The sequence below is a fragment of the Bradyrhizobium sp. KZN70725 genome (assembly GCF_055264925.1).
Genome location: NZ_JBUYWT010000009.1, coordinates 37,770 through 62,215 on the forward strand (window position 1 = coordinate 37,770; position 24,446 = coordinate 62,215).

Genomic DNA, 24,446 nt, shown 5'->3' on the forward strand with positions numbered 1-24,446 from the left:
ATTCGCAAAACGAATCGGCTGTTCCCGGCAAACAATTCGCGGGCTGTGGGTTGCATCAAACTGGAAGCGATTTCAGAGCATTGATGGGGGTTTCTGATGCAGGATGCCAGCGGGGCATCCTGCATGGCCACCCCGCTTTATTGCGACCGTGGCGCCTGCGGGCCGCTCGGGGCCTGCTGCCCCTGCTGCTCGTCGGCCTTCTTCAGCGAATCGAGGATGCCGCCCGAGGTCGGCGCGTTCATCGGCGTGCCGCCGGCCGGCTGCGTCTGCGCCGGCGCGCCGGTGCCGACGATCGAGCTCGGCTTGCGGTCGTAGCCTGCGTACCAGGACAGGAACAGGCTGGTGATGAAGAAGCCCACCGCGAGGATCGCCGTAGTCCGCGTCAGCAAATTGGCGGTGCCGCGGCTCGACATGAAGCCGGCGCCGCCACCCATGCCAAGGCCACCGCCTTCGGATTTCTGCAACAGCACGGCGCCGATCATGACGGCGACAATCATGAGGTGGACAATGATAACGACAGTCTGCATCGCAAGCCTTCGTCACAAGCCGCCAAGCGGCCAGACAAACGGCGCTATCGGCTCTACGGTTTTCGTGAAGTCGCGCCCTGTTACACGATTGCACCGGGCATTGTCACCCCCGAGATAGTCGCACTGTCGACGATCACAAGCGGCGCCGATGGCGGCCCGGCCGGGCCTTGCCGGGAACCGGCAATTTCTACTATAGTAGACAAATGGATACTTTAGTAGAAGATCTGAGCCAGCGCCTGGCGCAGCGGATCAGGCTCGAGCGCGATGGCCGGGGCTGGTCGCTGGCCGACCTCGCCGAACGCGCTGGCGTCTCGAAGGCGACGATCAGCAAGATCGAGCGCGCCGAGGTCAGCCCGACCGCGGTCGTGCTGGTGCGCCTCGCCTCGGCTTTCGATCTCACCCTGGCCGGCCTGATGTTGCGCGCCGAAGGCCAGGGCGAACGGCTGTCGCGCGCCGCCGCGCAACCGGTCTGGCGCGATCCGGAAACCGGCTATCTACGCCGCCAGGTGTTCAGCCGTCCCGACCATCCGGTCGAACTGGTGCGGGTCGAGCTGCCGCCGAAGCAGACCGTGACCCTGCCCGCCTCCTCCTACGCGCATATCCGCCAACTGGTCTGGGTGCTCAGCGGCAGCCTCGTCATCACCGAAGGCGGCGCACGCCATTTGCTCGGCGCCGGTGATTGCCTCGGATTCGGCCCGCCGGCAGAGACGACCTTCGCCAACGAGACCAACGCCTCCTGCACCTATGTGGTCGCCCTGGCCCGGAGCTGATGCATGCCGCAGTTTTCGATCAAGCCACTCGCCGATGAGCCCGGGATTCGCAGCGCGCTCAGCGAATTGTTGATCGAGACCGTCGCCAGCGGCGGCTCGGTGAGCTTCATGCATCCGCTGTCGCCGGACGACGCCGATGCATTCTGGCAGGACTCGCTCGGCGCCGCCGCGCGCGGCGAGCGCATCGTGCTCGGCGCATTCACCGACAATGATCTGATCGGCACCGTGACGCTTCTGCTCAAGCTGCCGCCCAACCAGCCGCATCGGGCGGAAATTGCAAAGATGATGACACGCGTCGCCCATCGCCATCGCGGCGTCGCGACGGAATTGATGCGCACGGCCGAGCAGCTTGCGATCGCGCACGGCCGCACGCTGCTGGTGCTCGACACCGCCGCAGAGGATGGCGCTGCGCCACTCTATGAAAGACTGGGATTTCAGCTCACCGGCCTCATCCCGGACTACGCGCTGAAGCCGAATGGCGGCCTCACCGGCACGATGATCTACTGGAAGCGGATCGGCGCGGCGGCGGCCTGAATCCGTAGCCAAGCAGAGATGCCGATGGCAACTGTCTGCGCAACACTGCCCATCCCGTCACCCTGAGGAGCGCCAACGGGTCCGCGCAAAGCGCGGCCCGATGACAGGCTCCGCGCGTCTCGAAGGGTCGACAGCCACCAGCTGGGCCGTCGATCCTTCGAGACGGCCGCGTTGCGGCCTACTTCATGATGACGGTGTGAGAGCTCGGTGCGAAAGGGGCAGCCCTAACACCCCGCAGCGATCGCCAAAAAGTCCGACGCCTTGAGGCTGGCGCCGCCGACCAGGGCGCCGTTGACATTGGCGACGGCCATCAGCTCGACCGCATTCGACGGCTTGACCGAGCCGCCGTAGAGGATCCTGATCCTGTTTCCCTCGCCCTTGAAGCGATCGGTGAGCTGACCTCGGATAAACCTGTGAACTTCCTCGACATCCTTGGCCGTCGGGGTCAGGCCGGTGCCGATCGCCCAGACCGGCTCATAGGCCACCACCAGGTTGGCCGCGGTCGAGCCGTCGGGCAGCGAGCCCGCAAGCTGGGTGCCGCAGACATCGAGCGTCTTGCCGGCGTCGCGCTGCTCGCGTGTCTCGCCGATGCAGACGATCGCGGTCAGCCCGGCGCGCCAGGCGGCCTCCGCCTTCTGCCGAATCAAGGCGTCGGTCTCGCCGTGGTCGGCGCGCCGCTCGGAATGGCCGACGATGATCGCGACCGCGCCGAGGTCTTTGAACATCTCCGCCGAGAGATCGCCGGTGTGGGCGCCCGATGCCTTGGGATGGCAATCCTGGGCGCCGACCGCGACCTTCGAGCCGCGCGCCTTGTCAGCGAACGCCCCGACCAATGTCGCGGGCGGACAGACCAGGAGATCAGCCTTCCCGGCGACATCTCCGGCGCCCGCCAGCATCGCGTCGAACTCGGCAAAAGAGGATTTCAGGCCGTTCATTTTCCAGTTGCCGGCGATCAGCGGCCGGATGGCGTCGGTCATGTCGGATTTCCCATCGTTCGAGCGTGTCCCTGCGCTACCAGAGCCGGGCGGCGACTTCCAGAGCGCGGCTTCGCGCACACCGTGCGACGCTTCCGCCCGCGCGGCCAAGGTTGCGGGGGCGCTTCGGCCACTTTATGATGGGTTTTCAACCCGGTGACGCCCTGCTGCGGGACAAAAGCCTCGACTTTCGGCTCCCCATTGGGCACGACCCGGTTCCCCTCCTGTAAAACAAGTTGGACCCATGCTTCGAGGAATGCGGAAAGCCTCATCAAACTGGCTCGGCAAGACGATTATGGCCGTGGTGATGGGCGTTTTGATCGTCAGTTTCGGAATTTGGGGCATTGCCGACATTTTCAAGGGGTTTGGCCAGTCGACCTTCGCCAAGGTGGGCGGGACCGAGATTTCGGCCGAGCAGTTCCGCCAGATCTATACCGACCGCCTGCAGCAGCTAGGCCGCCAGTTCGGCCGCCCGCTGACGCCGGACCAGGCGCGCGCCTTCGGCATTGACCGCCAGGTGCTGCAGCAGACGCTTGCGGAAGCCGCGATGGACGAGGAAGCACGCCGCATGGGCCTCAATTTGTCCGACGCCGAGGTGCTGCGCGCGATCTACAACGATCCGAACTTCAAGGGCCTCAACAACCAGTTCGACCCGCAGCGTTTCCAGGCCGTGATCCGCAACTATGGCTATACCGAAGGTCGCTACATCGCCGAGCAGCGCCGCGTTGGCCTCAGGCGCCAGATCGCCGGCACTATCTCGTCCGGGATCGAGCCGCCGAAATCTCTGGTCGAGGCGCTGACCCGGTTCCAGAACGAGCAGCGTTCGATCGACTACATCACGCTCGGCGCCGCGCAGGCCGGAACCATCGATCCGCCCTCGCCCGAGGCGCTCGCCGCCTATTTCGAGGACCACAAGGCCCAGTTCCGCGCGCCCGAATACCGCAAGATCTCCTTCGTCGCCATCACGCCGGAGGAAATCGGCAAGTGGGAAACGGTGTCGGACGAGGACGCCAGGAAGATCTTCGAGGAGCGCAAGGACCGGCTCAGCACGCCGGAGAAGCGCGAGGTCTCGCAGATCGTGTTTCCGGACGCCGGCGAGGCGCAGGCCGCGCGCGGGCGGATCGCGTCGGGCGCGTCGTTCGACGACATCGCCAAGGAGCGCAACCTCAATCTGGCCGACGTCAATCTCGGCCTGGTCGCGAAGTCGGCGATCCTCGACCCTGCCGTCGCCGATGCCGCCTTCTCCCTGCCCGCAGGCGAAGTCAGCCAGCCGGTGCAGGGCCGCTTCGGTGTCGCGCTGGTCAAGGTCGGCAAGGTCGAGCCCGGCGCGACCCCGAGCTATGAGAGCCTCGCCCAGCAGGTGAAGAACGAGATCGCCTCCGAGCGCGCCCGCACCAAGGTCGCCGACCTGCGCGACAAGATGGAAGACGAGCGCGGCGGCGGCGCCAGCGTCGTCGAAGCCGCACAGAAACTGAAGCTGACGCCCGTCACCATCGACGCGGTCGATCGCTCCGGACGGCTGCCGAACGGCCAGGTCGCGACCAACATCCCGCGCGGCCTCGACGTGGTGTCGCAGGCCTTCAACAGCGACGTTGGCGTCGACAACGACCCGATCCAGTTCAACGGCGGCTATGTCTGGTACGACGTGCTCGGCATCACGCCGTCGCGCGAGCGCAGCCTCGACGAGGTTCGCGATCAGGTCGAGGCCAAGTGGCGCGAAGACCAGATCTCCACCAAGCTGCGTGCCAAGGCGACCGAGATCGTCCAGAAGCTCGACAGCGGCGCCAAGCTCGCCGACGAAGCCGCCGCTGCCGGCGTCAAGGTCGAAACCGCGGCGAATTTCAACCGCGAGGCCTCGCTGCCTGCCGTGCCGGCCGGCGTGATTGCGGCGGCATTCCGGACCGCCAAGGACGGCGATGGACAGACCTCCGTCGCCGGCGGCAGCCAGTGGGTGGTCTTCCGCGTCACCAACGTGACGGTGCCGCCGGTCGACTTCGCGTCGGACGCGGCCAAGCAGCTCACCGAGGCGCTGCGGCGGTCGCTGAGCGACGAGCAGGTCGCGCAATATGTCACGAAGATCGAGTCCGATATCGGTGTGACCATCAACCAGGCAGCCTTCGCACAGGTGACAGGCGCAAATAATTGAGCATGATCGGGACAGCGCGACGACGCGCTGCGCGGCGATCAAGCTCCAACAACAGACCCTGAGCCAGCGAATGGACGACCTGAAATCGATCATCGGAAAAGTCGCCACCGGCGCCACGCTGACGCGTGAAGAGGCGGCGTCCGCCTTCGACAGCATGATGTCGGGCGAAGCCACGCCCTCGCAGATGGGCGGGCTATTGATGGCACTGCGGGTGCGCGGCGAGACCGTCGAGGAGATCACCGGCGCCGTCACCGCGATGCGCGGCAAGATGCTGCCGGTCACGGCGCCGGCGGAGGCCGTCGACATCGTCGGCACCGGCGGCGACGGCTCCGGCTCGGTCAACGTCTCGACCTGCGCGGCCTTCATCGTGGCCGGCGCTGGCGTGCCCGTGGCGAAGCACGGCAACCGCGCATTGTCGTCGCGCTCGGGCGCCGCCGACGTGCTGGCCTCGCTCGGCGTCAAGCTCGATTTGACGCCCGCACAAGTCGGGCGCTGCGTCAAGGAAGCCGGCATCGGCTTCATGTTCGCGCCCGCGCATCATCCGGCGATGAAGAATGTCGGTCCGACCCGGGTCGAGCTCGCTACCCGCACCATTTTCAACCTGCTCGGGCCGCTATCGAACCCGGCCGGCGTCAAGCGGCAGATGGTCGGCGTGTTCTCGCGGCAATGGGTGCAGCCGCTGGCGCAGGTGCTGAAGAACCTCGGTTCGGACAAGGTATGGGTCGTGCATGGCTCCGATGGCCTCGACGAGATCACCCTCACCGGCCCGACCTTCGTTGCGACGCTCGAGAACGGCGAGATCAGGACATCAGAGGTCACGCCCGAGGATGCCGGCCTTGGCCGCGTCGGCGGCGAGGCGCTGAAGGGCGGTGACGCCGATGCAAATGCGATCGCGCTCTCCAGCGTGCTGCAGGGCAAGCCGAGCGCCTATCGCGACGTCGCCCTGCTCAACGCCGCCGCCGCGCTGATCGTGGCCGGCCGCGCCAAGGACCTCAAGGAAGGCGTCGCGATCGGTGCCCAGTCGCTCGACAGCGGCGCTGCCGCCGCGCGGCTGAAGCATCTGGTCGCGGTTTCGAACGGTTAAGCAAGGCGCTAAGCGATGTCGGACATCCTGACCAAGATCGAGGCCTACAAGCGCGAGGAGATCGCCGCCGCGAAGCGCGCCCATCCGCTCGCCGAGATCGAGGCGGAGGCCAGATCGGCCTCGGCTCCTCGCGGCTTCGTCCGCGCCCTCAAGGACAAGCATACGCGCGGCGACTACGCGCTAATCGCGGAAGTGAAGAAGGCCTCGCCCTCGAAAGGATTGATCCGGGCCGACTTCGATCCGCCCGTGCTCGCAAAGGCCTACGAGGCCGGCGGCGCGGCGTGCCTGTCGGTGCTGACCGACGCGCCCTCGTTCCAGGGCCATCTCGACTTCATGGTTGCGGCCCGCGCGGCGACCAGCCTGCCGGTGCTGCGCAAGGATTTCATGTTCGACACCTACCAGGTGGCGGAGGCGCGCGCCCATGGCGCCGACTGCATCCTGATCATCATGGCCGCGCTCGACGACGCGGCGGCCAGGGAGATCGAGGACGCCGCGCTCGGCTACGGCATGGACGTACTGGTCGAGATTCACGACCGCGCCGAGCTTGACCGTGCCTTGAAACTTCGCTCGCCGATGATCGGCGTCAACAACCGCAATCTGCGCACCTTCGAGACCACGCTCGCGACCAGCGAGGCGCTGGCACCGCTGATCCCGCCCGACCGCCTGATGGTCGGCGAGAGCGGCATCTTCACGCCTGGCGATCTCGCCCGGCTCGAACGGGTCGGGATGTCGACTTTCCTGGTCGGTGAAAGCCTGATGCGCCAGCAGGACGTCACCGCGGCGACCCGCGCCTTGCTGACGCGGCAGGCCGCCCCGCGCGCCACCGCAACGCGCTGACGCAATGGCGCGGAACAGCAAGGGCAAGACCAAGGCCGAGCCTTCCGGCTCCGGCACCGCCCTCACCCATATCGACGCCAAGGGCGAGGCTCGGATGGTCGACGTCTCGGCCAAGCCCGCGACCGAGCGGACCGCGGTCGCCGAAGGCCGCGTCGTGATGAGCAAGGCGACGCTGGCGCTGATCGAAACCGGCCAGGCCAAGAAGGGCGACGTGCTGGCGACGGCGCGGATCGCCGGCATCATGGCGGCGAAGCGGACCTCGGAATTGATCCCGCTCTGCCATCCGCTGGCGCTGACCAAGGTCACGATCGACATCACACCCGACCGCAAGCTGCCCGGCTGCATCGTCCGCGCCAGCGTCAAGGTGACGGGGCCGACCGGCGTCGAGATGGAGGCGCTGACCGCAGTCTCGGTCGCATGCCTGACGATCTACGACATGGTCAAGGCGGTCGACCGCGGCATCCGCATCGAGGGCATCCACCTCGTCGAGAAGATCGGCGGCAAATCGGGGCACTATCGCGCCGGCGCGTGATCGCCGGTACGCACTGTCGCCAATGCCCGCAAGGTTTCATTAACCAATCTCGCTAACCCGCGCTCCATTTCGATTGGATACGACTTTCGCGGGCCGGGGGTGCACGAGACCTACTTCCGGGTGAAACACCTGGAAGCGATTGCGGCAAATGACTCCAAACGGCAGCGCCACGTTCAACATCAAATCGGTGATCGGCAGCGGTCCGATCCGCTGGCTGATCCTCGGCGGCGCCGTGCTGATGGCCGCGATCGCGATCGGCGCTACGCTGATGGCGGAGAATTTCCGCGATCGCGCCCTGCACAACAGCGAGCGTGAGCTCGAGAACACCGTACTGCTGCTGGCGCGGCATTTCGACCAGCAGCTCGACGATCTCGAAGTCGTCCAGCGCGACCTGATCACGTTCATGCGCGACAATGCAATCGCGACGCCGGAGAACTACAGGCGCCGGATGTCGGCCGCCGACATCCATGCGATGCTCAAATCCAAGATGGACGCGCTGTCCAATGTCGGCAGCCTCAACGTGTTCGACGCCGACGGCGTTCTGATCAACAGCTCGGGCGCCTGGCCGCTGCCGCAGGCAAGCATTGCCGACCGCCCCTACTTCCAGATCTTCAAGTCGAGCCCCTATTCGCCCGACATGCAGGTCGCGCCGGTGGTGAGCCGCATCACCGGAAACTGGACCACCGTTATCGTCCGCAAGGTCACCGGTCCGCACGGGGAATTCCTCGGCGTGGTCGGCCGCGGCATCGAGCCGGCGGCCTTCGAGAAGTTCTTCTCCACCGTGGCGCTCGGCGACGGCGCCGCGATCTCGATGCATCATCGCGACGGCACGCTGCTGGCACGCTATCCCCATGTCGAAGAGCTGATCGGGAGGAATTTCCGCAACGGTCCAGTCAATCAGCAGCAGGTTTTCGAGCTGCCGCAGAGCACGACGCGGCTCGCCAGCCCGGTCGACGGCAAGGACCGCCTGGTGTCGTCGCGGGCACTGACCAAATTCCCGATCGTCGTCGTCGCGACGAGCACCACCGAGGCGGCGCTCGCCAACTGGCGCGAGCAGATCGGCATCCTGATCGCGGTGACCAGCATCTCGGTGCTGGCGATCGCGATCCTGCTGACGCTGGTGGTGCGCAAGCTGGTGCAGCAGCATCGCGCCCAGCAGCAGCGCCTGACGCTGGAGAAGCTGCGGCTCGACACCGCCGTCAACAACATGACGCAGGGCCTGTTGCTGTTCGACGCCGCGCAGTGCCTGGTGATCTGCAACAGGCGCTATATCGAGATGTACGGGTTGTCGGCCGACATCATCAAGCCCGGCTGCAGCTTCCGCGACGTCATCGTGCATCGTCACCGGACCGGCTCGTTCCAGGGCGACGTCGAGCGCTACGTCAATCTCGTGCTGCGCGACGTCGACATCCGCAACACCATGGTGATCACGACGCCCGACGGGCGCTCGATCCAGGTCGTCAACGAGCCGCTGGCCGACGGCGGCTGGCTTGCGACCCATGAGGACGTCACCGAGCGCCGCCGCGCCGAAGAGCGCATCACGCATCTCGCCCACTACGATGCGCTCACCGACCTGCCGAACCGCGCGCTGTTCCACGAGGAGATCAGGCGCGAGCTGCCGCATGTCACGCCCGACAGCCAGCTTGCGGTGCTCTATATCGACATCGACGAATTCAAGGGCGTCAACGACTCGCTCGGCCATATGGTCGGCGACGAGCTTCTCAAGTCCGTGGCGCGGACGCTGAGCGGCGTGATCGGCGACGGCGATTTCGTCGCTCGCCTCGGCGGCGACGAGTTCGCGATCGTGCAGACCGGGGTGAAGAGCGAGGCCGAGGTCGCCGACCTCGTCGCGCGCATCTACGAGGTGATCCGCGCGCCCTATCAATGCCTCGGCCACCAGGTCACGACCGACGCCAGCATCGGCATCGCACTGGCGCCGAAGGACGGCACCGATCTCGACCAGATCATGAAGAACGCCGATCTTGCGATGTATGCGGCGAAGTCGGCCGGCCGGCGCGTCTTCCGCTTCTTCGAGCCGGCGATGGATGCCGACGCCCGCGCCCGCCGCGAGCTCGAGATGGAGTTGCGGCAGACGATCGCCGCCGGCAGCGGGCTCGAAGTGCATTACCAGCCCTGCGTCGACCTGCGCAGCAACGAGATCACCGGCTGCGAGGCGCTGGTGCGCTGGCGTCATCCACAGCGCGGCATGATCTCGCCGGCCGAATTCGTGCCGATTGCGGAAGAGACCGGCCTGATCAACCAGCTCGGCGAGTGGGTACTGATGACGGCCTGCAAGGAAGCCGTGAACTGGCCCGACCACGTCAGGCTCGCCGTCAACGTCTCGCCGGTGCAGTTCCGCAGCGGCACGCTGGCGCTCAAGGTGATCGCGGCGCTTGCATCGTCGGGGCTGTCAGCGAGCCGGCTCGAGCTCGAGATCACCGAGGCGGTGCTGATCCGCGACGACGAGAGCGCGTTGGCCGCGCTGCACCAGCTGCGCGCCATCGGGATCAGGATCGCGCTCGACGATTTCGGCACCGGCTATTCGTCGCTGAGCTACCTGAAGCGATTCCCGTTCGACAAGATCAAGATCGACCGCTGCTTCGTCACCGACATCGCCGATCCGCAAGGCTCGGCCGGCATCGTCGAGGCCGTCGTCAACATCGCCGCCGAGCGCAGCATGACGACGACGGCGGAAGGCGTCGAGACTGCGCAGCAACAGCAATTGCTGCGCGAGCTCGGCTGCTCGGAGATGCAGGGCTATCTGTTCAGCCCGCCAAAGCCCGCTGCCCAGATCCGCGAGCTGCTGGCCGGGCATCGCCGCGGCCCCGCTGCGGGCGCGAGCACGGCGCGGCGACGCAAGCCGGTCGCCGGCGCGGCGTAAGGCTGCTCGGAAGTCGGAGCCCGAGGGACGCGCCCGCACGATTTCGGAATTTTGGAAATTTACCCTGTAATTGCCCGACGTGTCAAATTGCCTGGTCGAGCGCCAGCCCCCACCGGCTCCTTTGCATGGGGTTGTTTTCGATATTTTGGCAGCTGCGTAGCCCGGATGGAGCTATCCGGGCTACAGGTTCTAGTTCGGCACCGGCCGCTTCTGCGCGGCCTTGGTGTCGGCGTTCTTGGCATCGGCGTTGACGGTGACGCCGCGCAGCTGGTTGAACGCCGCGGCCAGCGCCTTGTCGTTCTTCTCGTCCGGCGGGACGTAGGATTGCGAGCCGGTCTGCTCGGCGCCCTCGGCGGAGAGATGGCCGCGCATCGAGGCCTCGCCCTTGATCTCCGAGCGGGTCTTGAATTCGTCCGGCACGTCCTGCAGCACCTCGATGTCGGGCTTGATGCCGAGTGCCTGGATCGAATGGCCCGACGGCGTGAAATAGCGCGCCGTGGTCAGCGCCAGCGCGCCATTGCCGGTGCCGAGCGGAATGATGGTCTGCACCGAGCCCTTGCCGAACGAGCGGGTGCCGATCAGGGTCGCGCGCTTGTGGTCATGCAGCGCGCCGGCGACGATCTCGGAGGCCGAGGCCGAACCGCCGTTGATCAAGACGACGAGCGGCTTGCCCTTGGTCATGTCGCCGCCATGCGCGGTGAAGCGCTGGGTTTCCTCGGGATTGCGGCCGCGGGTCGAGACCACCTCGCCGCGCTGCATCAAGGTCGAGGTCACCGAGACCGCCTGGTCGAGCAGGCCGCCGGGATTGTTGCGGAGGTCGACGACGTAGCCTGTGAGCTTGTCCTGCGGGATCTGCTTCTGGATATCGCCGATCGCCTTGCGCAGACCCTCGGTGGTCTGCTCGTTGAACGAGGTGATCCTGATATAGCCGATGTCGCCGCCCTCGACGTGATACTTCACCGGGCGGACGCGGATGATCTCGCGCATAATCGAGACCTCGATCGGCTTGTCGGCGTCCTTGCGGATGATCTTCAGCCGGATCGAGCTGTTGGGGGCGCCCTTCATCTTGTTGACGGCCTGGTCGAGCGTCATGCCCTGGATCTGGTCGTCGTCGATCGACGTGATCACGTCGCCCGACATGATGCCGGCGCGCGAGGCCGGCGTGTCGTCGATCGGCGCCACCACCTTGACGAAGCCGTCCTCCATGGTGACCTCGATGCCGAGCCCGCCGAACTCGCCATGCGTGGTCTCCTGCATCTCCGCCCAGCCCTTCTCGTTCATGTAGCGGGAGTGCGGATCGAGCGAGGAGATCATGCCGTTGATCGCGCCCTCGACGAGCTTGGCGTCCTCGGGCTTCTCGACGTAGTCGGTCTTGACCTTCTCGAACACCTCGCCGAACAGATTGAGCTGCGAATAGGTGTTGCTGTTGTCGGAATGCGCGGCGGCGTTGGCGACGGCGAACAGATGCGCGCCCTGCGGCGAGGCCACGAGCAAGGTGAGACACGCGCCCGCCACCGTCCCGAGCAAGAAGCCAACATGTTTGCGCATTATCCGTGATCCCTTCGCTAACGGCCGGCAACGTTTCGCAACATTCGGCCCCACCCCGACGCGGGGCACCACACAACGGCTTTTTGGTCGGATCAAGGCCGCCTTGTCACCGGACCATTACGGTCCTGTCACGGTGCCCGGATCGGCCTCTTGTCAGCCCCCTGCCAGCCTTTCGTCGGCCTTTGGCCCAGTCTCCCGCAACCCGTTCTGCCAGGTCGACGGCTGGGTGCCGAATCCGCGCTTGGCCCGCGTGCCCAGCCAGTAGCCGAACTGCGGAGGAACATTGCGGAACGGCCCCTCGACGCCGAGCTTGAGCGCGGCGTCCATCGGCCAGTTCGGGTTATTGAGGATTTCCCGGCCGACCGCGATCAAATCTGCTTGTTTATCACGCAGGATTTGTTCGGCCTGGTCTCCATGGATGATCAGGCCGACCGCCATGGTCATGATATCGGCATGGGCGCGGACATATTCCGCGAGCGGCACCTGATAGTTGTATTTGATCTCCTTGCCCAGGATCGGCGCCATCTCGCTGATTCCGCCCGATGAGCAATCGATCACGTCGACCCCCTTCGCTTTCAGGATCCTGGCGAGCCGCGCGCTCTGCTCCGGGCCCCAGCCGGCGTTGTCCTCGACCGACAGCCGCACGAACAGCGGCTTGTGATCCGGCCAGTGCGCCCGCACCGCCTCGGTGACCTCGATCAGGAAGCGCATCCGGTTGGCTTCCGAGCCGCCATATTCGTCGCTGCGCTGGTTGGAGCGCCCGGAGAGGAATTCGTGCACGAGATAGCCATGGGCGCCGTGCAGTTCCAGCACCTCGAACCCTGCCGCATGGGCGCGTCGTGCCGCCTGCCCCCAGGCTGCGACGAGGTCCTTCACCTCGCGCGTATCCAGCGCGCGCGGCACCGGCCAGCGCTCGCTATGGGCGATCGCGCTCGGCGCCACCGGCGTCCAGGCATCCCAGTCCTCGATCTCGGCGGTGCGTTCGAGCGGACGATCCCCCTCCCAGGGCCGGCTTGCGCGCGCCTTGCGGCCGGAATGACCGAGCTGGATGCCGGCGACCGCGTTCTGCTGCTTGATGAAGCCGACGAGGCGACTGAGCGGCGCGATGAACTTGTCGTCCCAGATGCCGAGATCGCCGATCGTGCCGCAGCCGCGCCGCTCGACCTTGGTCGATTCGACGATCACGAGACCGGCGCCGCCGGCGGCGAACTTGCCGGCATTCATCAGATGCCAGTCGGTCGGAAAGCCCTTCTCGGCGGAATATTGGTGCATCGGCGGCACCACGATGCGGTTCTTCAGCGTGACGCCGCGGATGGTCATTGGCGAAAACAGCAGCATGTCGGACATCGCTTCCTCATTATGCGTCGTTACCCGGCGTGCCGGGACCGATCTTGTGTTTGGCGCGGACGATATACGCGCCGCGCGATGGCCGATAGAGGCGCGGTGCGACCACTCAAACGGATCGCTGTAGCCGGCCGCGGCACGTTCGCGATGCTTGTTCCCTCGCGGCGATTTTTCGCGCGCATAGGAAATGATGATCGCGATACGTGTTGTCCCCGGCAACCCAGAGGAGGGACACTCATGAGAACCCGCACAATCGCACTGCTCATCGCCGGTGCCATGGCAACCAGCCCGATACTGGCGCAACACGCGGTTGCCCAGAACCTGCAAAACGAGGCCGACAAGGGTGCCAAGACCCGCAACTCCGGTGAATCCGGCTATGTCGGCGATCAGGACAGGCCCGGCGCGGCCGCAACGCCTCCGGGGCGCCCCGACACGGCCGCCGGTTCCCCAAACGCCACGACGTCCCCGAGCGCTCAAAGTTCCGGAACCGGAATCGCCGGCGCGCCGGGCAACAAGAGCGGGCCGCCCGCCAAGCAAGGCACGGTCGGCTCGAACTCGCAGAACCTGCATGTCCAGGAACAGGATTCGTCGAACATCAAGGGACAACCAGGCAACAAGAGCGGCCCACCCGCAAAGCGCTAGGCTACGCGCCATGCTGACCAGGCGGCCGTGAACCGGGATCGAGTCGCTCAGATACTATTGGGCGGCCTTCCGGCTCGCAGAGAGGTCGGTTGGGCAATTTGCGCCGCATTCAATCGACTTCTTCTGGTCGGCAACGCGCCATACCAGCAACGCGACCAGGACAATGATGGTGACGGTGAGCTTGGCCAATGCATCGTGGTTCAATGTCGGCTCCGCAGAACAATCGGCATAACGGAAAAAATTAGCTGCAAACGGAATGTGACCCCGGCACCCTTTGGGGCCGAAGGCCGACGCTGGAGACGTCCACCAGGCCCGCATTCGATTCGGGCCGGCCGACGTCATGATGGTACGGTCCTGGCGCGGTCTGCAAGCTTCTCAGTCTGCATGGCAGCATGGCACGGCCGGCCGCAGCCTGTTGGAACATTGTCATCGATGTGCGGTTCAGTGGTTGTCCTCTGATTCATTGCCCCAGAGGCACACACCACCTCCTGCGGCCCCAGCCGTCACGCTGGGGCCATAAATCATTGGAGGTGCACCCGGACTGCCGCTCGGCGCGGGGGTGAGCGCAGCGGCTTCCGAGAACCACAATCGATTTGCGCTGGCACACCCGCAAGTGACGCTACTTGCCGACCTCGTACACGTCGGGATCGAAGCTCGAACTCGGATGGGCGAACGCGTGGCGCAGCGCCGGCGACATCGGGACGTTGTAATTGATACCTTTCGGCGGGGTCGGCGCTTCCAGCCACTTCCTGTACATGACCTCGATCTCGGGGCTCTTGTAGAGTTCCGCCGTGGCGCGGTCGGCGAGCACCTTGAACGGGGTGTCCTCCCTGCGCAGCATGATGCCGAACGGCTCTGCCTTCGAGAACGCCTCCTCGCTGATCATGTAGAGCGAAGGCTGCTTCGACCGCGCGATCGCAACCGCAAGCTGGACATCGTCGAGCGCGTAGGCCTGGGCGCGATCGGTCTCCAGCATCAAAAACGCCTCGGCCTGGTCCTTGGCCGGGAGAACGTTGATGCCGAGCTTGCGTTCGGTGTTGACCTTGATGAGCTGCGTGAGGTTCACCGAGCCCGCAACGGCGGTGACGGACTTGCCCTTGAGGTCGTCGATCGTGTTGATGCCAGCGGATTTCTTGGCGGCAAACCGTGTCGCGCTGAGAAAGTGCGTGTTGGTGAAGGTCACCTGCTTCTGGCGGTCCGCGCTGTTGGTGGTCGCCGAGCAATGCAGATCGATCGTGCCGTTGACCATCAGCGGAATGCGGTTCGACGAGGTCACCGGGAGGTAGTCGACGGCGATGTCAGATACGCCGAGCTCCTTCTTCACGGCATCGACGATCTTCAGGCAGATGTCGAGCGCAAAGCCGATCGGCCGCTGATTGTCGTCGAGATAGCTGAAGGGAACGGAAGCCTCCTGAAAGCCGAGCGTGACCTTCTTCGTCTCCTTGATCTTCTGCAGCGTGCCCGACAGCTCCTCGGCCGCCGCGGGGCTTGCGGCGAGCGTGAGGGCGAAGAAGATGGCGGGCAAACGCATCGGCGGCTCCTGTGCGGTGATCAGGCGGCGGTGATAGCGCACGCATGAGCCCGGAGCCAGATGACGGTGTGTCTAGCAGCTATCGCACTTTGCTATGGTCCGCCTGCCAGAGTTGCAGCCGCAGCCGCGAAGCATCCCTAGCGCTGCGCCCCACCTTCGAGCAGGCGATCGCCGACCAGGCGGACCGCGCCACGGGTCCAGGAATAATCGGCGCCCATCCGCAGGCCGCTGTCGCCGCGTGAGACGACCGCGCCGCTGCGGGCGTCGCGCAGCTGGAAGCCGATCGTGTATTCGGTCCGGCTGACCCGCCTGATCACGCCGATCAGCGATTGATCTGCGCCGAGCTGTTGCGCGATCGCGGCCTCGCAGCCGTCGCAGTCGCGCAGCGCACGCGCCTTGACGGGCTCGGCGGTCGCGCCGCCGGTATCGACCAGGCGGTAGCGGCCCGACTGCGCAAGCCGGTCACGCACGCCCTTGGTCACATCGGCGAGGTAGGCCGCATCGGCGTCGGCAAGGCCGGATGCCGGCGCCGCGGAGGTGTCCTCAAGCTCGAACTCGAACACCGCAAGCCCGATCGGCGCAGCCGTGGCGGTCTGTGCCGGCGGCAACACGGCCGCGAGCACGCCGAGCACCTCGCGCGACACGAACATCCGCGCATGGTCCCATGCCTCGTCATTGTCGCCGCGAAACGTGTAGAGCTTTTCGTACAGCACGCGGCTCCCTTCGACATCGACGACCGCCACCTTGGCCCACTGCACCAGCGTGCTCATCTTCTGCACGCCGCCGACCACCTTGATCCGGGCCTCGCCTGCGGACGCCGCTGCTGGCACCAGGCGATAGCGCGGCTCCGCGGCGACGTCGGCGCGCAGCGCGCGCATGAACGCGTCGAGCCGCTTCTGGTGCACGGCGGTCTGGTCGATCACCTCGCCCGAGGTGTCGACGTAGCTGAAATCATCGATGCTGACGCCAAGGTGAGATGCCGGCACCGTGCCGGTCTCGGCGCGCGGCGGACAAGGTCTGGCCAGAAGGCCGGTCAACGCGAGGGCGAGCAAGACGAGGCGCGACTGGTGCATGATTGGGCCTTTCAGCTGCTGGCGCGGGCGGGTCGGTCGCATCCTGGGCCAACTGGCCTCCGCGCCGCAGCGGAGTGCCTCCCGCCCGGTGCCGGGAAAATTTCACGACGATGGTCCGCGCCCGAAGAACGGCTATGGCAGCGCTTCTCGGCGCCTCCGTTCTGCCGTTTAATGTGCGTGACGACCCTGCCCGCGATCGCGCGCCGAAGCCCGCCTTCGATCTTGAGGATACGCCAATGTGGAATTGGTCCGGAAGCGATCTGAAACTGCGGTTGACGTTGCGCGTGGCGATCGTCTCGACGCTCTGCTTTGCCGTCATCTCCGGCTATTTCCTGATCGAGGCCGACCGCTCGGTGCGCGGGCGGATCGCGGCCGTTGCCGATGTCGCCGCCAAGACGCTGGAGCTGCAGCAGAGCAAGATCCAGTGGCTGAACAATGCGCGCTCCGAATTTCCCGATCTCGACAGCGTTGCCGCCTCGGTCATGACGCCGGGACTGTGCCTCGCCTTTCGCAGCAATAGCGGCGAGATCAGCCAGCGCTTCTGCGGCGGCTCGCAGACTGACACGGCCGCGCCGCCGCTGGCCTTCGCGGCGCTCTATCGCCGCCTGTTCGATCCCTGCCGCGAGGTGGTGCGGCAGGTGGTTTCGCGCGGCAATGCCATCGGCGAGGCCGTGGCCTGGATCGATCCGGCGGTGCCGACCGCCGAGGCCTGGCACGATGCCGGCCGGCTGATGGCGGTGTTCATGATCGCGCTGCCGCTGCTCTGCGCCCTGGTCTATGCGGCGCTGGCGCGCGCGCTGCGTCCGACGCGGCAGATCCGCGACGGGCTCGAGCGGATCGCCGCAGGCGACCTCGCCGCGCGCCTGCCGCCGTTCGATCTCGCCGAACTGTCGGCGATCGGCGATGTCTTCAACCAGCTCGCCGAGCGCCTCGCCGCCGCGCTCTCCGACCGCAACGCGCTGACGCAGAAACTGATCCTGGTGCAGGACGAGGAGCGCCGGCACCTCGCGCGTGAGCTGCATGACGAGTTCGGGCAGTCGCTGGCCGCAATCCGTGCGCTCGCCGCCTCGGCGCGCCAAACCGCGGCCGCGGATTGCCCGCCTTTGCTCGCCGAATGCGACGGCATCGCGCGGACCGCGACCGCCATGATGGAGACGTTGCGCGGCGCCCTCTTCCGGCTCCGCCCGCCCGATGTCGACGAACTCGGACTTGCGGCCAGCCTCGAGGGCCTGGTCGCCGGCTGGAACGGCCGCAGCCGCGGACAGCCACGGTTCGAGATCACCATATCGGGATCGTTCGAGCGCCTTGTCGCCTCCGTCAGCGCCAATCTCTACCGCATCGTGCAGGAGGCGCTCACCAACGCCGCCAAGCATGCCGGCGCCACGCGCGTCATGCTGCGGCTTGAGATGCGCGAGGCGCCGCCTGGCGGCGGCGACAGCGCGATCGTGCTCGCGATCGACGATGACGGCCAGCCCGGCGATCCGCAAGGCGATCCCCAGCTCAGGTCCGGCCTCGGCCTGCTCGGCATGCGCGAACGGGTCGCCGCGCTGGGCGGGCGGCTCAGCTTCGAGACCGGACAGCCCAGCGGCTCCTCGCTCCGCGTCATCGTTCCCGTCGCGGCCAGCCGAGAGGCCGCACCGGTGGAGCGCGCGGCATGAGCCACGCGGCGCGCACCATCATGCTGGTCGACGACCACGCCGTCGTCCGGGAGGGCTACCGGGCGATGCTGCAGAAGCAGCCGGGCCTCTGCGTCGTCGCCGAAGCCTCCGACGGTGTCGAGGCCTACCGCCTCTACAAGGAGACCGGGCCCGACCTCGTCATCATGGACCTGTCGATGCCCGGCATCGGCGGCATCGAGGCCATTCGCCGCCTCCGGCAGTGGGACAGGCGCGCAAAAATCCTGGTGTTCACCATGCACCAGAACGCGGCCTTTGCCGTGCAGGCGATCCGCGCCGGCGCGAGCGGCTATGTCACCAAGACCAGCCCGCCGGAGACGCTGGTGCACGCCGTGATGGATGCGCTGTCGGGCAAGATCGCGATCAGCCCGGATATCGACCACGAGCTCGCGCTCAGCCACCTTGCCGGCGAGACCAAGGCGGCCGACCTCCTGACCGCGCGGGAATTCGAGGTGCTGCGGATGCTGCTCGCGGAAAACACCACCGAGGAGATCGCCGAGGCACTGCACCTCAGCCCCAAGACGGTCGCGAACCTGCATTCCCTAATCAAGGACAAGCTCGGCGTCGGCACCGATATCGAGTTGGTCCGCCTCGCGCTGCGGCAAGGCATCCTCACGCAGATCGATCTCGGCGAACGCTGAGCCCACGGTGGCACCAGCCAGGCCGCGTACTGGCAAATCGAGCCGCATCTGCCTCCGGGCAAACCGAACATCGAGCCGGCATCGTCGAATGGCCGAGTCTCGAGAAAATCGCGTAACAGACCTCCAGGACAGCCTCGATGCTGGCTCGTCTGGGACATAGTTCAGAACCTGGACTACCTTGGTGGCCCTCGTGATGCTAAAGTTCTCGTCATGAAAGGCTATGGATCATTTTGCCCCGTAGCCAAAGCTGCGGAAATTCTCACGGAGCGGTGGACCCCGCTCCTGCTCCGCGAACTGTTGCTGGGGTCCCACCACTTCAACCAGCTTCGCCGCGGCATCCCGCAGATGTCGCCGACCCTCCTCTCCAAGCGCCTGCAAACGCTAGAAGAAGCCGGGCTAATCTCACGCAGATCAGGCGATAACGGGCATTGGGAGTACCATCCAACCCAGGCAGCCAGGGAAGCCAGGCCAATTATCGATGCAATGGGCTATTGGGGCCACAAATGGGCTCGCAGCCAGCTCACACCCAACGAACTTCACGCGGGCCGGCTCATGTGGAATATGCGCCGTTCGTTCGATCTAAGGCACATTCCATGCGACTTCGTTCTGTACATCGAGATTGCGGACGCTCGGCCAAAGCGCTGGTGGTTTGTTGTGAAGAAGGAGGAAGCCGATCTTTGCTGGGATGACCCCGGCTTCAAGGTCGATATCAGCCTCTATGCGAGTCTGCTGACGCTCGTGCAGATTTTCGTAGACGAGATGCCGCTGCTACGGGCGTGTGAGCTCGGCAAAATCGAGATCGACGGTCCCAGGCATCTTGTGAACAGCATGCGGACTTGGTTCCCACGCAGCAAATATGCCGATGAGGCGCCGGCGGCCGCAGATCGAGTCTCAGCCAGTTGAGGATATCCAGTCCACTTTCTGGACTAGTGGTTCTGCTTGCCTCGGCTATAGCGTTTGCGAATGCGCTCCCGCGCTAAGCATCTCAGCTAAAGGAGGCAAAGATGAGCCGCCCTTCTCTTCTTTCATGCACCCTGTTGTTGATCTTTACTTGTACTTGCGTCAGTCCCGCAGGGGCAGCCCCACCTGCCGACGAACTTTCCTCGGCGGCTGCCAAATGGGATGCCGCCATCAACAACGCAGACTTCGATGCCCTGTTACCGTTGTATGCCGCTGACGCCAGATTGATGCCGCCTGGTGCGCAGCCAGTCACCGGCCCTTTGGCAATCCGTAATTTCTTTGCCGGGCGGGGAAGAAGCGTCAGAGATCACAAGGTTGAGCTGCTCGATGTGTTGCCCATGGGAAAATACGCCTACACCACCTCGCATTTCACGGCCACGCTAGTAATAAATGAGAAGGCGGCGCCAATTTCTGGCAGCACCGTGAGACTGCTTGAACGCCAACCCGACGGGCAGTGGAAGATAAAGTCTCATATCTTCGTCAAGGAATAGATTCGCGGGTGCCACAGCCACACGGTCAGCCACCCCGCAAGCCTGACGGCCCGCAAGTGACGGATGGTCATGCACCTTATTGGCCCTCAGCCGAAGACGGCATTGATCATCGGGACATCGGTTCATTGGGTAAGCCGGACGTCCCTCGGTTTGGTCGCCATTGCCGTGGCTGTCGCCAGATGTTCGATCTCGCCCAACGCTGGGCCCGCGGCGGCGCCAGCAACCAACCCTTGCGAGCCCGCCGGGGATTGGATAGCCTTCTGCTCGCGATGAGCCTCGCAGGCTCATTCGTCCCTCGCGCGACTGGCGAGCTTACGTGGAATTGACCACGGTGAAGCGCGAAGGGTTTCAACGCCGTTCGCCTGGGCAACCCGTTCAGCTGATGATCCAGCGTCTTAGGGAGCCCGGACCATGCCGTCATTCCGCAATGAACTCCATCTCAACGATTCGGAAGTTGCCCTTGCGCTCGAGGGCGAAGAGCGCCGCCAGCAAGACGGCGTCGAGCTGATTCCGTCGGAGAACTACACCTATCCCGAGGTGCTCGAGCTGCTCGGATCGGTGTTCACCAACAAGTATTCCGAGGGCTATCCGGGACGTCGCTATTACGGCGGCCAGGAATTCACCGACCAGATAGAGAACCTTGCCCGCCAGCGCGCTTGCGCGCTGTTCCGCGCCGAACATGCCAACGTTCAGCCTCTGTCCGGGTCGCCAATGAACCAGGCCGTGTATCTCGGCCTGCTGCAGCCCGGCGATACGATCTTGGCGATGGACCTTTCACACGGCGGCCATCTCACTCATGGCGCGCCGGTGTCGCACATGGGGCGGCTCTTCAACTTCGCCCGCTACAAGACGCAGCCGTCAAACGGCGGCGCCATCGATTTCGATGAGCTCCGCGCCATGGCCCGGCACGTCCGCCCGAAGCTGGTGCTGTGCGGCTACAGCTCTTATCCGCGCGATCTGGATTATGCGTCCTTCAAGAGCATCGCCGATGAAGTGGGTGCACTGACCATGGCCGACGTCAGCCATTACGGCGGCCTGATCGCCGGCAACGCCTTGCGCAATCCGCTCGATGCGGGTTTCGACGTGATGACGACGACATCGCACAAGACGCTTCGCGGGCCGCGTGGCGGCATCGTTCTTTGTCGCCGGGAGTTCGCCGGCAAGATAGACGCGTCGGTGTTCCCGGGATTGCAGGGAGGTCCGCACATGAACGTTGTGGCCGGAACCGCGGTCACGCTGAAGAAGGCTTCGACGTCCGATTTTCATGCCTATGCAAGGCTGGTCATGCGCAACGCGAAGGTCCTAGCCGAAGCGTTGATGGAACGCGGCATGACGTTGATCACCGGCGGAACCGACAATCACATGATGGTCGTGGATACCGTGGCCAGCGTCGGCGTGGACGGCAGCGCGGCCGAGAACATCCTCGACGCCGTTGGGATCACCGCAAACAAGCAGATCATTCCCGACGATCCGCATCCACCGCTCAAGCCGAGCGGCATTCGCCTCGGGACGCCGGCGGCGACCACGCGCGGCATGGGCGAGCCCGAAATGCGCCTGATCGCCGAACTCATTGCGGAGTCCCTCCGGTCGAAGGGAGATGCAGCGGTCGTCAAGCGACTGAGGTCGATCAGCGTCGAGATGTGCCGCGCTTTCCCCGTTCCGGGGATCGCGCCGCCCTCGTAGGCGGCCGACCTGCGTTCCTGTTCCGCGCCCGTCGCGTCACTCGGCAGGTCGTGAAGGTTCCCGGGGGAAGGACCGGAACGGAAATCGTTGCTGTTCGTTGGACCGCATGATCTCGAAGACGGAGCGTCCAACGCCGTGACCCGGAAAACCTTGCAAGCACGCTCGGAACAGGCGCTCGTCGTCATCATTCTCAGCACCGGTGCGCTGATCGGTTACCTCGGCTTGGCGCTGTCCAGGCTGTGAGAGCGACGCCGGCGGGCACCAAGCCGCCGGCAGGTATCAAGTCGCTTGGTACCCTGAAAGCGCGCGCGCGTGCCACTGAGTTGCCCGACGCGGCAAGCCAAGCCCCGTAGCAAAAATATAGGGTGAAACGAAGAGCAAGGCTCGGACAGACATGTCGCGAGAATGCGGATGTTTGACGCACAAGCGACGACACCCGCCGTCGTCCCGGCGAAGGCCGGGACCCCTTACCCCAATCTCAATTGTTGCGCGACGCTGGGGCCACGATCCCGTTCCTGATCAAATGCGGTGGTTATGGGTCCCGGCCTTCGCCGGGACGACGGTGGTGTGCGCGGGAACAGTCTCGCGATGGATGCAACGCCACGTACAATCCACACACCGGTCACTGAAATCGAGGACATTGCCGCCTGCCCGCAATTCTCGTACACGGTTTCATGCAATGACCTCGCAATTCACTCCCAACTCCGTCGACGTGCTGCTGTTCGATATCGGCCGCGTCGTGCTCGACATCAACTTTGACAAGGTGATGGCGCACTGGGCGCAGCATGCCGGGTGTGCGCCCGCCGAGCTCGCCACGCGCTTTGTCGTCGACGACAGTTTCAAGCATCATGAGATCGGCCGGATCGACGACGCGGCATTCTTCGAGAATCTGCGCCGGACGCTCGGCATCAACATCACGGACGCCCAGTTCCTCGAAGGCTGGAATGCGATCTTCACCGGCGAGATGCCGGGCATCGCCCCGCTGCTCGCGGCGGCCGCCAAGCGGATGCCGCTCTACGCCTTCTCCAACACCAATCCGGCCCATGTCGCGCATTTCTCGGTCACCCATGCCGAGCTGCTCAGCCATTTCCGCAACGTCTTCCTGTCCTCGAGCATCGGCTTCCGCAAACCCGACGCCGAGGCCTATGATCATGTGGTAAAAGCCATCGGCGTGCCGGCGTCGCGGATCCTGTTTTTCGACGACCTGGCCGCCAATATCGAAGGTGCGCGGGCCCGCGGCCTTTATGCTATCCACGTGACATCGACGGATGACGTGGCAAGGGCTTTGACCGCACTTGGAATTTGAAGATTAGGAATTGAGGAACTCTGAGCGTGGCCCTGATGCCGGTTGCCGATGCCCTGTCCGCCGTCCTCGCCGGCGCCGAACCGCTGCCGGAGGAGATGGTCGCGCTCGATGCCGCCTACCACCGCACGCTTGCGCACGACCTCGCGGCGCTCCGCACCCAGCCGCCGCAGCCGATGTCGGCGATGGACGGCTATGCGGTGCGCGCCGCCGATGCGGCTGATCTAAAGGCCCGGCTCAAGGTGATCGGCGAAGTCGCCGCCGGCCGGCCGTTCGACCGGACGGTCGGCGCCGGCGAGGCGGTGCGGATCTTCACCGGCGGCGTGATCCCCAATGGCGCCGACGCGGTGATCATCCAGGAGGACACCGCCGTCGACGGCGACCACATCACGATCACGGAGGCCGCCAGCGTCGGGCGGCACATCCGCCCGGCTGGGGTCGACTTCCGTGAGGGCGAGGTGCTGCTCGCCGGCGGCAGCCGCCTGTCCGACCGCGCGCTGTCGCTGGCGGCCGCCATGAACTATCCGGGACTTGCGGTGCGCCGCCGCCCGAAGGTCGCGGTGCTGGCGACCGGCGACGAGCTGGTGATGCCGGGCTCGCAGCCCGGCCCCGGCCAGATCGTCTATTCCAACGGCTACGCGCTGCGGGCGCTGGCGCGCGCCGAGGGCGCCGAGACCGTCGACCTCGGCGTTGCCGCCGACACGGTGGAGGCGACCACGGCGGGCATCCGCCGGGCGCGCGAGGCCGGTGCCGATGTCCTGATCACGACAGGCGGCGCCTCGGTCGGCGACCACGATCTCGTCAAGCGGTCGCTGGAAGCCGAGGGCGTCGACATGACGTTCTGGCGGATTGCGATGCGGCCCGGCAAGCCGATGATGCATGGCCGGCTCGGCGCGATGAGGGTGATCGGCCTGCCCGGCAATCCGGTGTCGTCCTATGTCTGCGCCTTCCTGTTCCTGGTGCCGTTGATTCGGGCGCTGAGCGGCCGGAAAGTGATTCATCATCGCCGCACGAGCGCCCTGCTCGGCCGCGACCTCGCCGCCAACGACCAGCGCGAGGACTATCTGCGTGCACGGCTCGAAGCGCGCGAGGACGGCACGTTGATCGCAACGCCGGTGACGCAGCAGGACTCGTCGTTGCTCGGGAATCTCGCTGCGGCACGGGCACTTCTCGTGCGCCCGCCGTTCGCGGCGGCGGCCGTCGAAGGCAGCGAATGCGAGATCCTGACACTGCCCGAATAGGGTTTTCGCGCCCCGCCGATTGTGCGTT

At 65.6% G+C, this 24,446-nt stretch carries 23 protein-coding genes and 1 riboswitch; of the genes, 16 read left to right on the forward strand and 7 right to left on the reverse strand.

Features of this window, described 5'->3' with window-relative positions; genetic code table 11:
- Window positions 1-137: 137 nt before the first annotated feature.
- A complete protein-coding gene (gene secG / locus ACZBJS_RS10985; protein WP_028334048.1) occupies window positions 138-527 on the reverse strand; it encodes a preprotein translocase subunit SecG in 390 nt (129 codons plus the stop codon).
- 203 nt (window positions 528-730) lie between these two features.
- Here secG and ACZBJS_RS10990 point away from each other — a divergent pair, with 203 nt between their 5' ends.
- Entirely contained in the window at window positions 731-1,297 is a 567-nt protein-coding gene (locus ACZBJS_RS10990) for a helix-turn-helix domain-containing protein (RefSeq protein WP_076825450.1), read from the forward strand.
- A 3-nt stretch (window positions 1,298-1,300) separates the two neighbouring features.
- Window positions 1,301-1,831 carry a GNAT family N-acetyltransferase gene (locus ACZBJS_RS10995; protein WP_076825448.1) on the forward strand — a complete coding sequence of 177 codons (531 nt, stop codon included), beginning with the start codon at window positions 1,301-1,303 and terminating at the stop codon, window positions 1,829-1,831.
- A gap of 224 nt (window positions 1,832-2,055) precedes the next feature.
- On the opposite strand, the gene tpiA is transcribed toward ACZBJS_RS10995, so the two are convergent.
- Window positions 2,056-2,808 (reverse strand): triose-phosphate isomerase, encoded by a 753-nt coding sequence (gene tpiA, locus ACZBJS_RS11000; protein WP_076825446.1) that lies wholly within the window; start codon window positions 2,806-2,808, stop codon window positions 2,056-2,058.
- A 241-nt stretch (window positions 2,809-3,049) separates the two neighbouring features.
- Here tpiA and ACZBJS_RS11005 point away from each other — a divergent pair, with 241 nt between their 5' ends.
- From ACZBJS_RS11005 to ACZBJS_RS11025, 5 genes are all read left to right on the forward strand, one after another.
- Entirely contained in the window at window positions 3,050-4,951 is a 1,902-nt protein-coding gene (locus ACZBJS_RS11005) for a peptidylprolyl isomerase (RefSeq protein ID WP_463438709.1), read from the forward strand.
- A gap of 70 nt (window positions 4,952-5,021) precedes the next feature.
- Window positions 5,022-6,035, forward strand: a complete 1,014-nt coding sequence (gene trpD / locus ACZBJS_RS11010) for an anthranilate phosphoribosyltransferase (protein WP_076825443.1) — start codon at window positions 5,022-5,024, stop codon at window positions 6,033-6,035.
- A gap of 15 nt (window positions 6,036-6,050) precedes the next feature.
- A complete protein-coding gene (gene trpC / locus ACZBJS_RS11015) occupies window positions 6,051-6,872 on the forward strand; it encodes an indole-3-glycerol phosphate synthase TrpC (RefSeq protein ID WP_076825441.1) in 822 nt (273 codons plus the stop codon).
- A 4-nt stretch (window positions 6,873-6,876) separates the two neighbouring features.
- Window positions 6,877-7,404: a cyclic pyranopterin monophosphate synthase MoaC gene (moaC, locus tag ACZBJS_RS11020; RefSeq protein WP_050384518.1), complete on the forward strand. Its 528-nt coding sequence runs from the start codon at window positions 6,877-6,879 to the stop codon at window positions 7,402-7,404.
- A gap of 148 nt (window positions 7,405-7,552) precedes the next feature.
- Window positions 7,553-10,285 (forward strand): bifunctional diguanylate cyclase/phosphodiesterase, encoded by a 2,733-nt coding sequence (locus ACZBJS_RS11025; RefSeq protein ID WP_076825439.1) that lies wholly within the window; start codon window positions 7,553-7,555, stop codon window positions 10,283-10,285.
- Window positions 10,286-10,474: 189 nt separating this feature from the next.
- Here ACZBJS_RS11025 and ACZBJS_RS11030 read toward each other — a convergent pair whose 3' ends face one another.
- Both ACZBJS_RS11030 and ACZBJS_RS11035 read right to left on the reverse strand, forming a co-directional pair.
- Entirely contained in the window at window positions 10,475-11,833 is a 1,359-nt protein-coding gene (locus tag ACZBJS_RS11030; RefSeq protein ID WP_076825437.1) for a S41 family peptidase, read from the reverse strand.
- Between the two features lie 153 nt (window positions 11,834-11,986).
- A complete protein-coding gene (locus ACZBJS_RS11035; protein WP_463438710.1) occupies window positions 11,987-13,180 on the reverse strand; it encodes an NADH:flavin oxidoreductase/NADH oxidase in 1,194 nt (397 codons plus the stop codon).
- Between the two features lie 234 nt (window positions 13,181-13,414).
- Between ACZBJS_RS11035 and ACZBJS_RS11040 the strand changes: the two genes are divergently transcribed.
- A complete protein-coding gene (locus ACZBJS_RS11040; RefSeq protein ID WP_076825434.1) occupies window positions 13,415-13,819 on the forward strand; it encodes a hypothetical protein in 405 nt (134 codons plus the stop codon).
- 54 nt (window positions 13,820-13,873) lie between these two features.
- Here the strand turns inward: ACZBJS_RS11040 and ACZBJS_RS11045 are convergent, their stop codons facing one another.
- From ACZBJS_RS11045 to ACZBJS_RS11055, 3 genes are all read right to left on the reverse strand, one after another.
- Window positions 13,874-14,023 (reverse strand): hypothetical protein, encoded by a 150-nt coding sequence (locus tag ACZBJS_RS11045; RefSeq protein ID WP_018271828.1) that lies wholly within the window; start codon window positions 14,021-14,023, stop codon window positions 13,874-13,876.
- Window positions 14,024-14,438: 415 nt separating this feature from the next.
- Window positions 14,439-15,350 (reverse strand): amino acid ABC transporter substrate-binding protein, encoded by a 912-nt coding sequence (locus ACZBJS_RS11050; protein WP_076825432.1) that lies wholly within the window; start codon window positions 15,348-15,350, stop codon window positions 14,439-14,441.
- Window positions 15,351-15,487: 137 nt separating this feature from the next.
- Complete coding sequence (locus ACZBJS_RS11055) at window positions 15,488-16,423, reverse strand: DUF3280 domain-containing protein (RefSeq protein ID WP_463438711.1); 936 nt, start codon at window positions 16,421-16,423, stop codon at window positions 15,488-15,490.
- A gap of 236 nt (window positions 16,424-16,659) precedes the next feature.
- On the opposite strand from ACZBJS_RS11055, the gene ACZBJS_RS11060 reads away from it, so the two are divergent.
- From ACZBJS_RS11060 to ACZBJS_RS11095, 8 genes are all read left to right on the forward strand, one after another.
- Complete coding sequence (locus ACZBJS_RS11060) at window positions 16,660-18,081, forward strand: sensor histidine kinase (protein ID WP_316394376.1); 1,422 nt, start codon at window positions 16,660-16,662, stop codon at window positions 18,079-18,081.
- Window positions 18,078-18,740, forward strand: coding sequence for a response regulator transcription factor (locus tag ACZBJS_RS11065; protein ID WP_028334034.1), 663 nt, complete (start codon window positions 18,078-18,080; stop codon window positions 18,738-18,740). Before ACZBJS_RS11060 ends, ACZBJS_RS11065 begins: the two co-directional genes overlap by 4 nt.
- A 210-nt stretch (window positions 18,741-18,950) precedes the next feature.
- On the forward strand, window positions 18,951-19,643 hold the full coding sequence (locus ACZBJS_RS11070; RefSeq protein ID WP_076825429.1) for a winged helix-turn-helix transcriptional regulator: 693 nt from the start codon (window positions 18,951-18,953) through the stop codon (window positions 19,641-19,643).
- Between the two features lie 101 nt (window positions 19,644-19,744).
- Window positions 19,745-20,191 carry a YybH family protein gene (locus tag ACZBJS_RS11075; RefSeq protein ID WP_076825427.1) on the forward strand — a complete coding sequence of 149 codons (447 nt, stop codon included), beginning with the start codon at window positions 19,745-19,747 and terminating at the stop codon, window positions 20,189-20,191.
- A 289-nt stretch (window positions 20,192-20,480) separates the two neighbouring features.
- A riboswitch (ZMP/ZTP riboswitch) is annotated at window positions 20,481-20,566 on the forward strand.
- Window positions 20,567-20,602: 36 nt separating this feature from the next.
- Window positions 20,603-21,874 (forward strand): serine hydroxymethyltransferase, encoded by a 1,272-nt coding sequence (locus tag ACZBJS_RS11080; protein ID WP_253639768.1) that lies wholly within the window; start codon window positions 20,603-20,605, stop codon window positions 21,872-21,874.
- 87 nt (window positions 21,875-21,961) lie between these two features.
- Window positions 21,962-22,117 (forward strand): hypothetical protein, encoded by a 156-nt coding sequence (locus tag ACZBJS_RS11085; protein ID WP_168855882.1) that lies wholly within the window; start codon window positions 21,962-21,964, stop codon window positions 22,115-22,117.
- 436 nt (window positions 22,118-22,553) lie between these two features.
- Window positions 22,554-23,180: an HAD family hydrolase gene (locus ACZBJS_RS11090; protein ID WP_076825423.1), complete on the forward strand. Its 627-nt coding sequence runs from the start codon at window positions 22,554-22,556 to the stop codon at window positions 23,178-23,180.
- A gap of 26 nt (window positions 23,181-23,206) precedes the next feature.
- Entirely contained in the window at window positions 23,207-24,418 is a 1,212-nt protein-coding gene (locus ACZBJS_RS11095) for a molybdopterin molybdotransferase MoeA (protein ID WP_076825422.1), read from the forward strand.
- Window positions 24,419-24,446 lie beyond the last annotated feature (28 nt).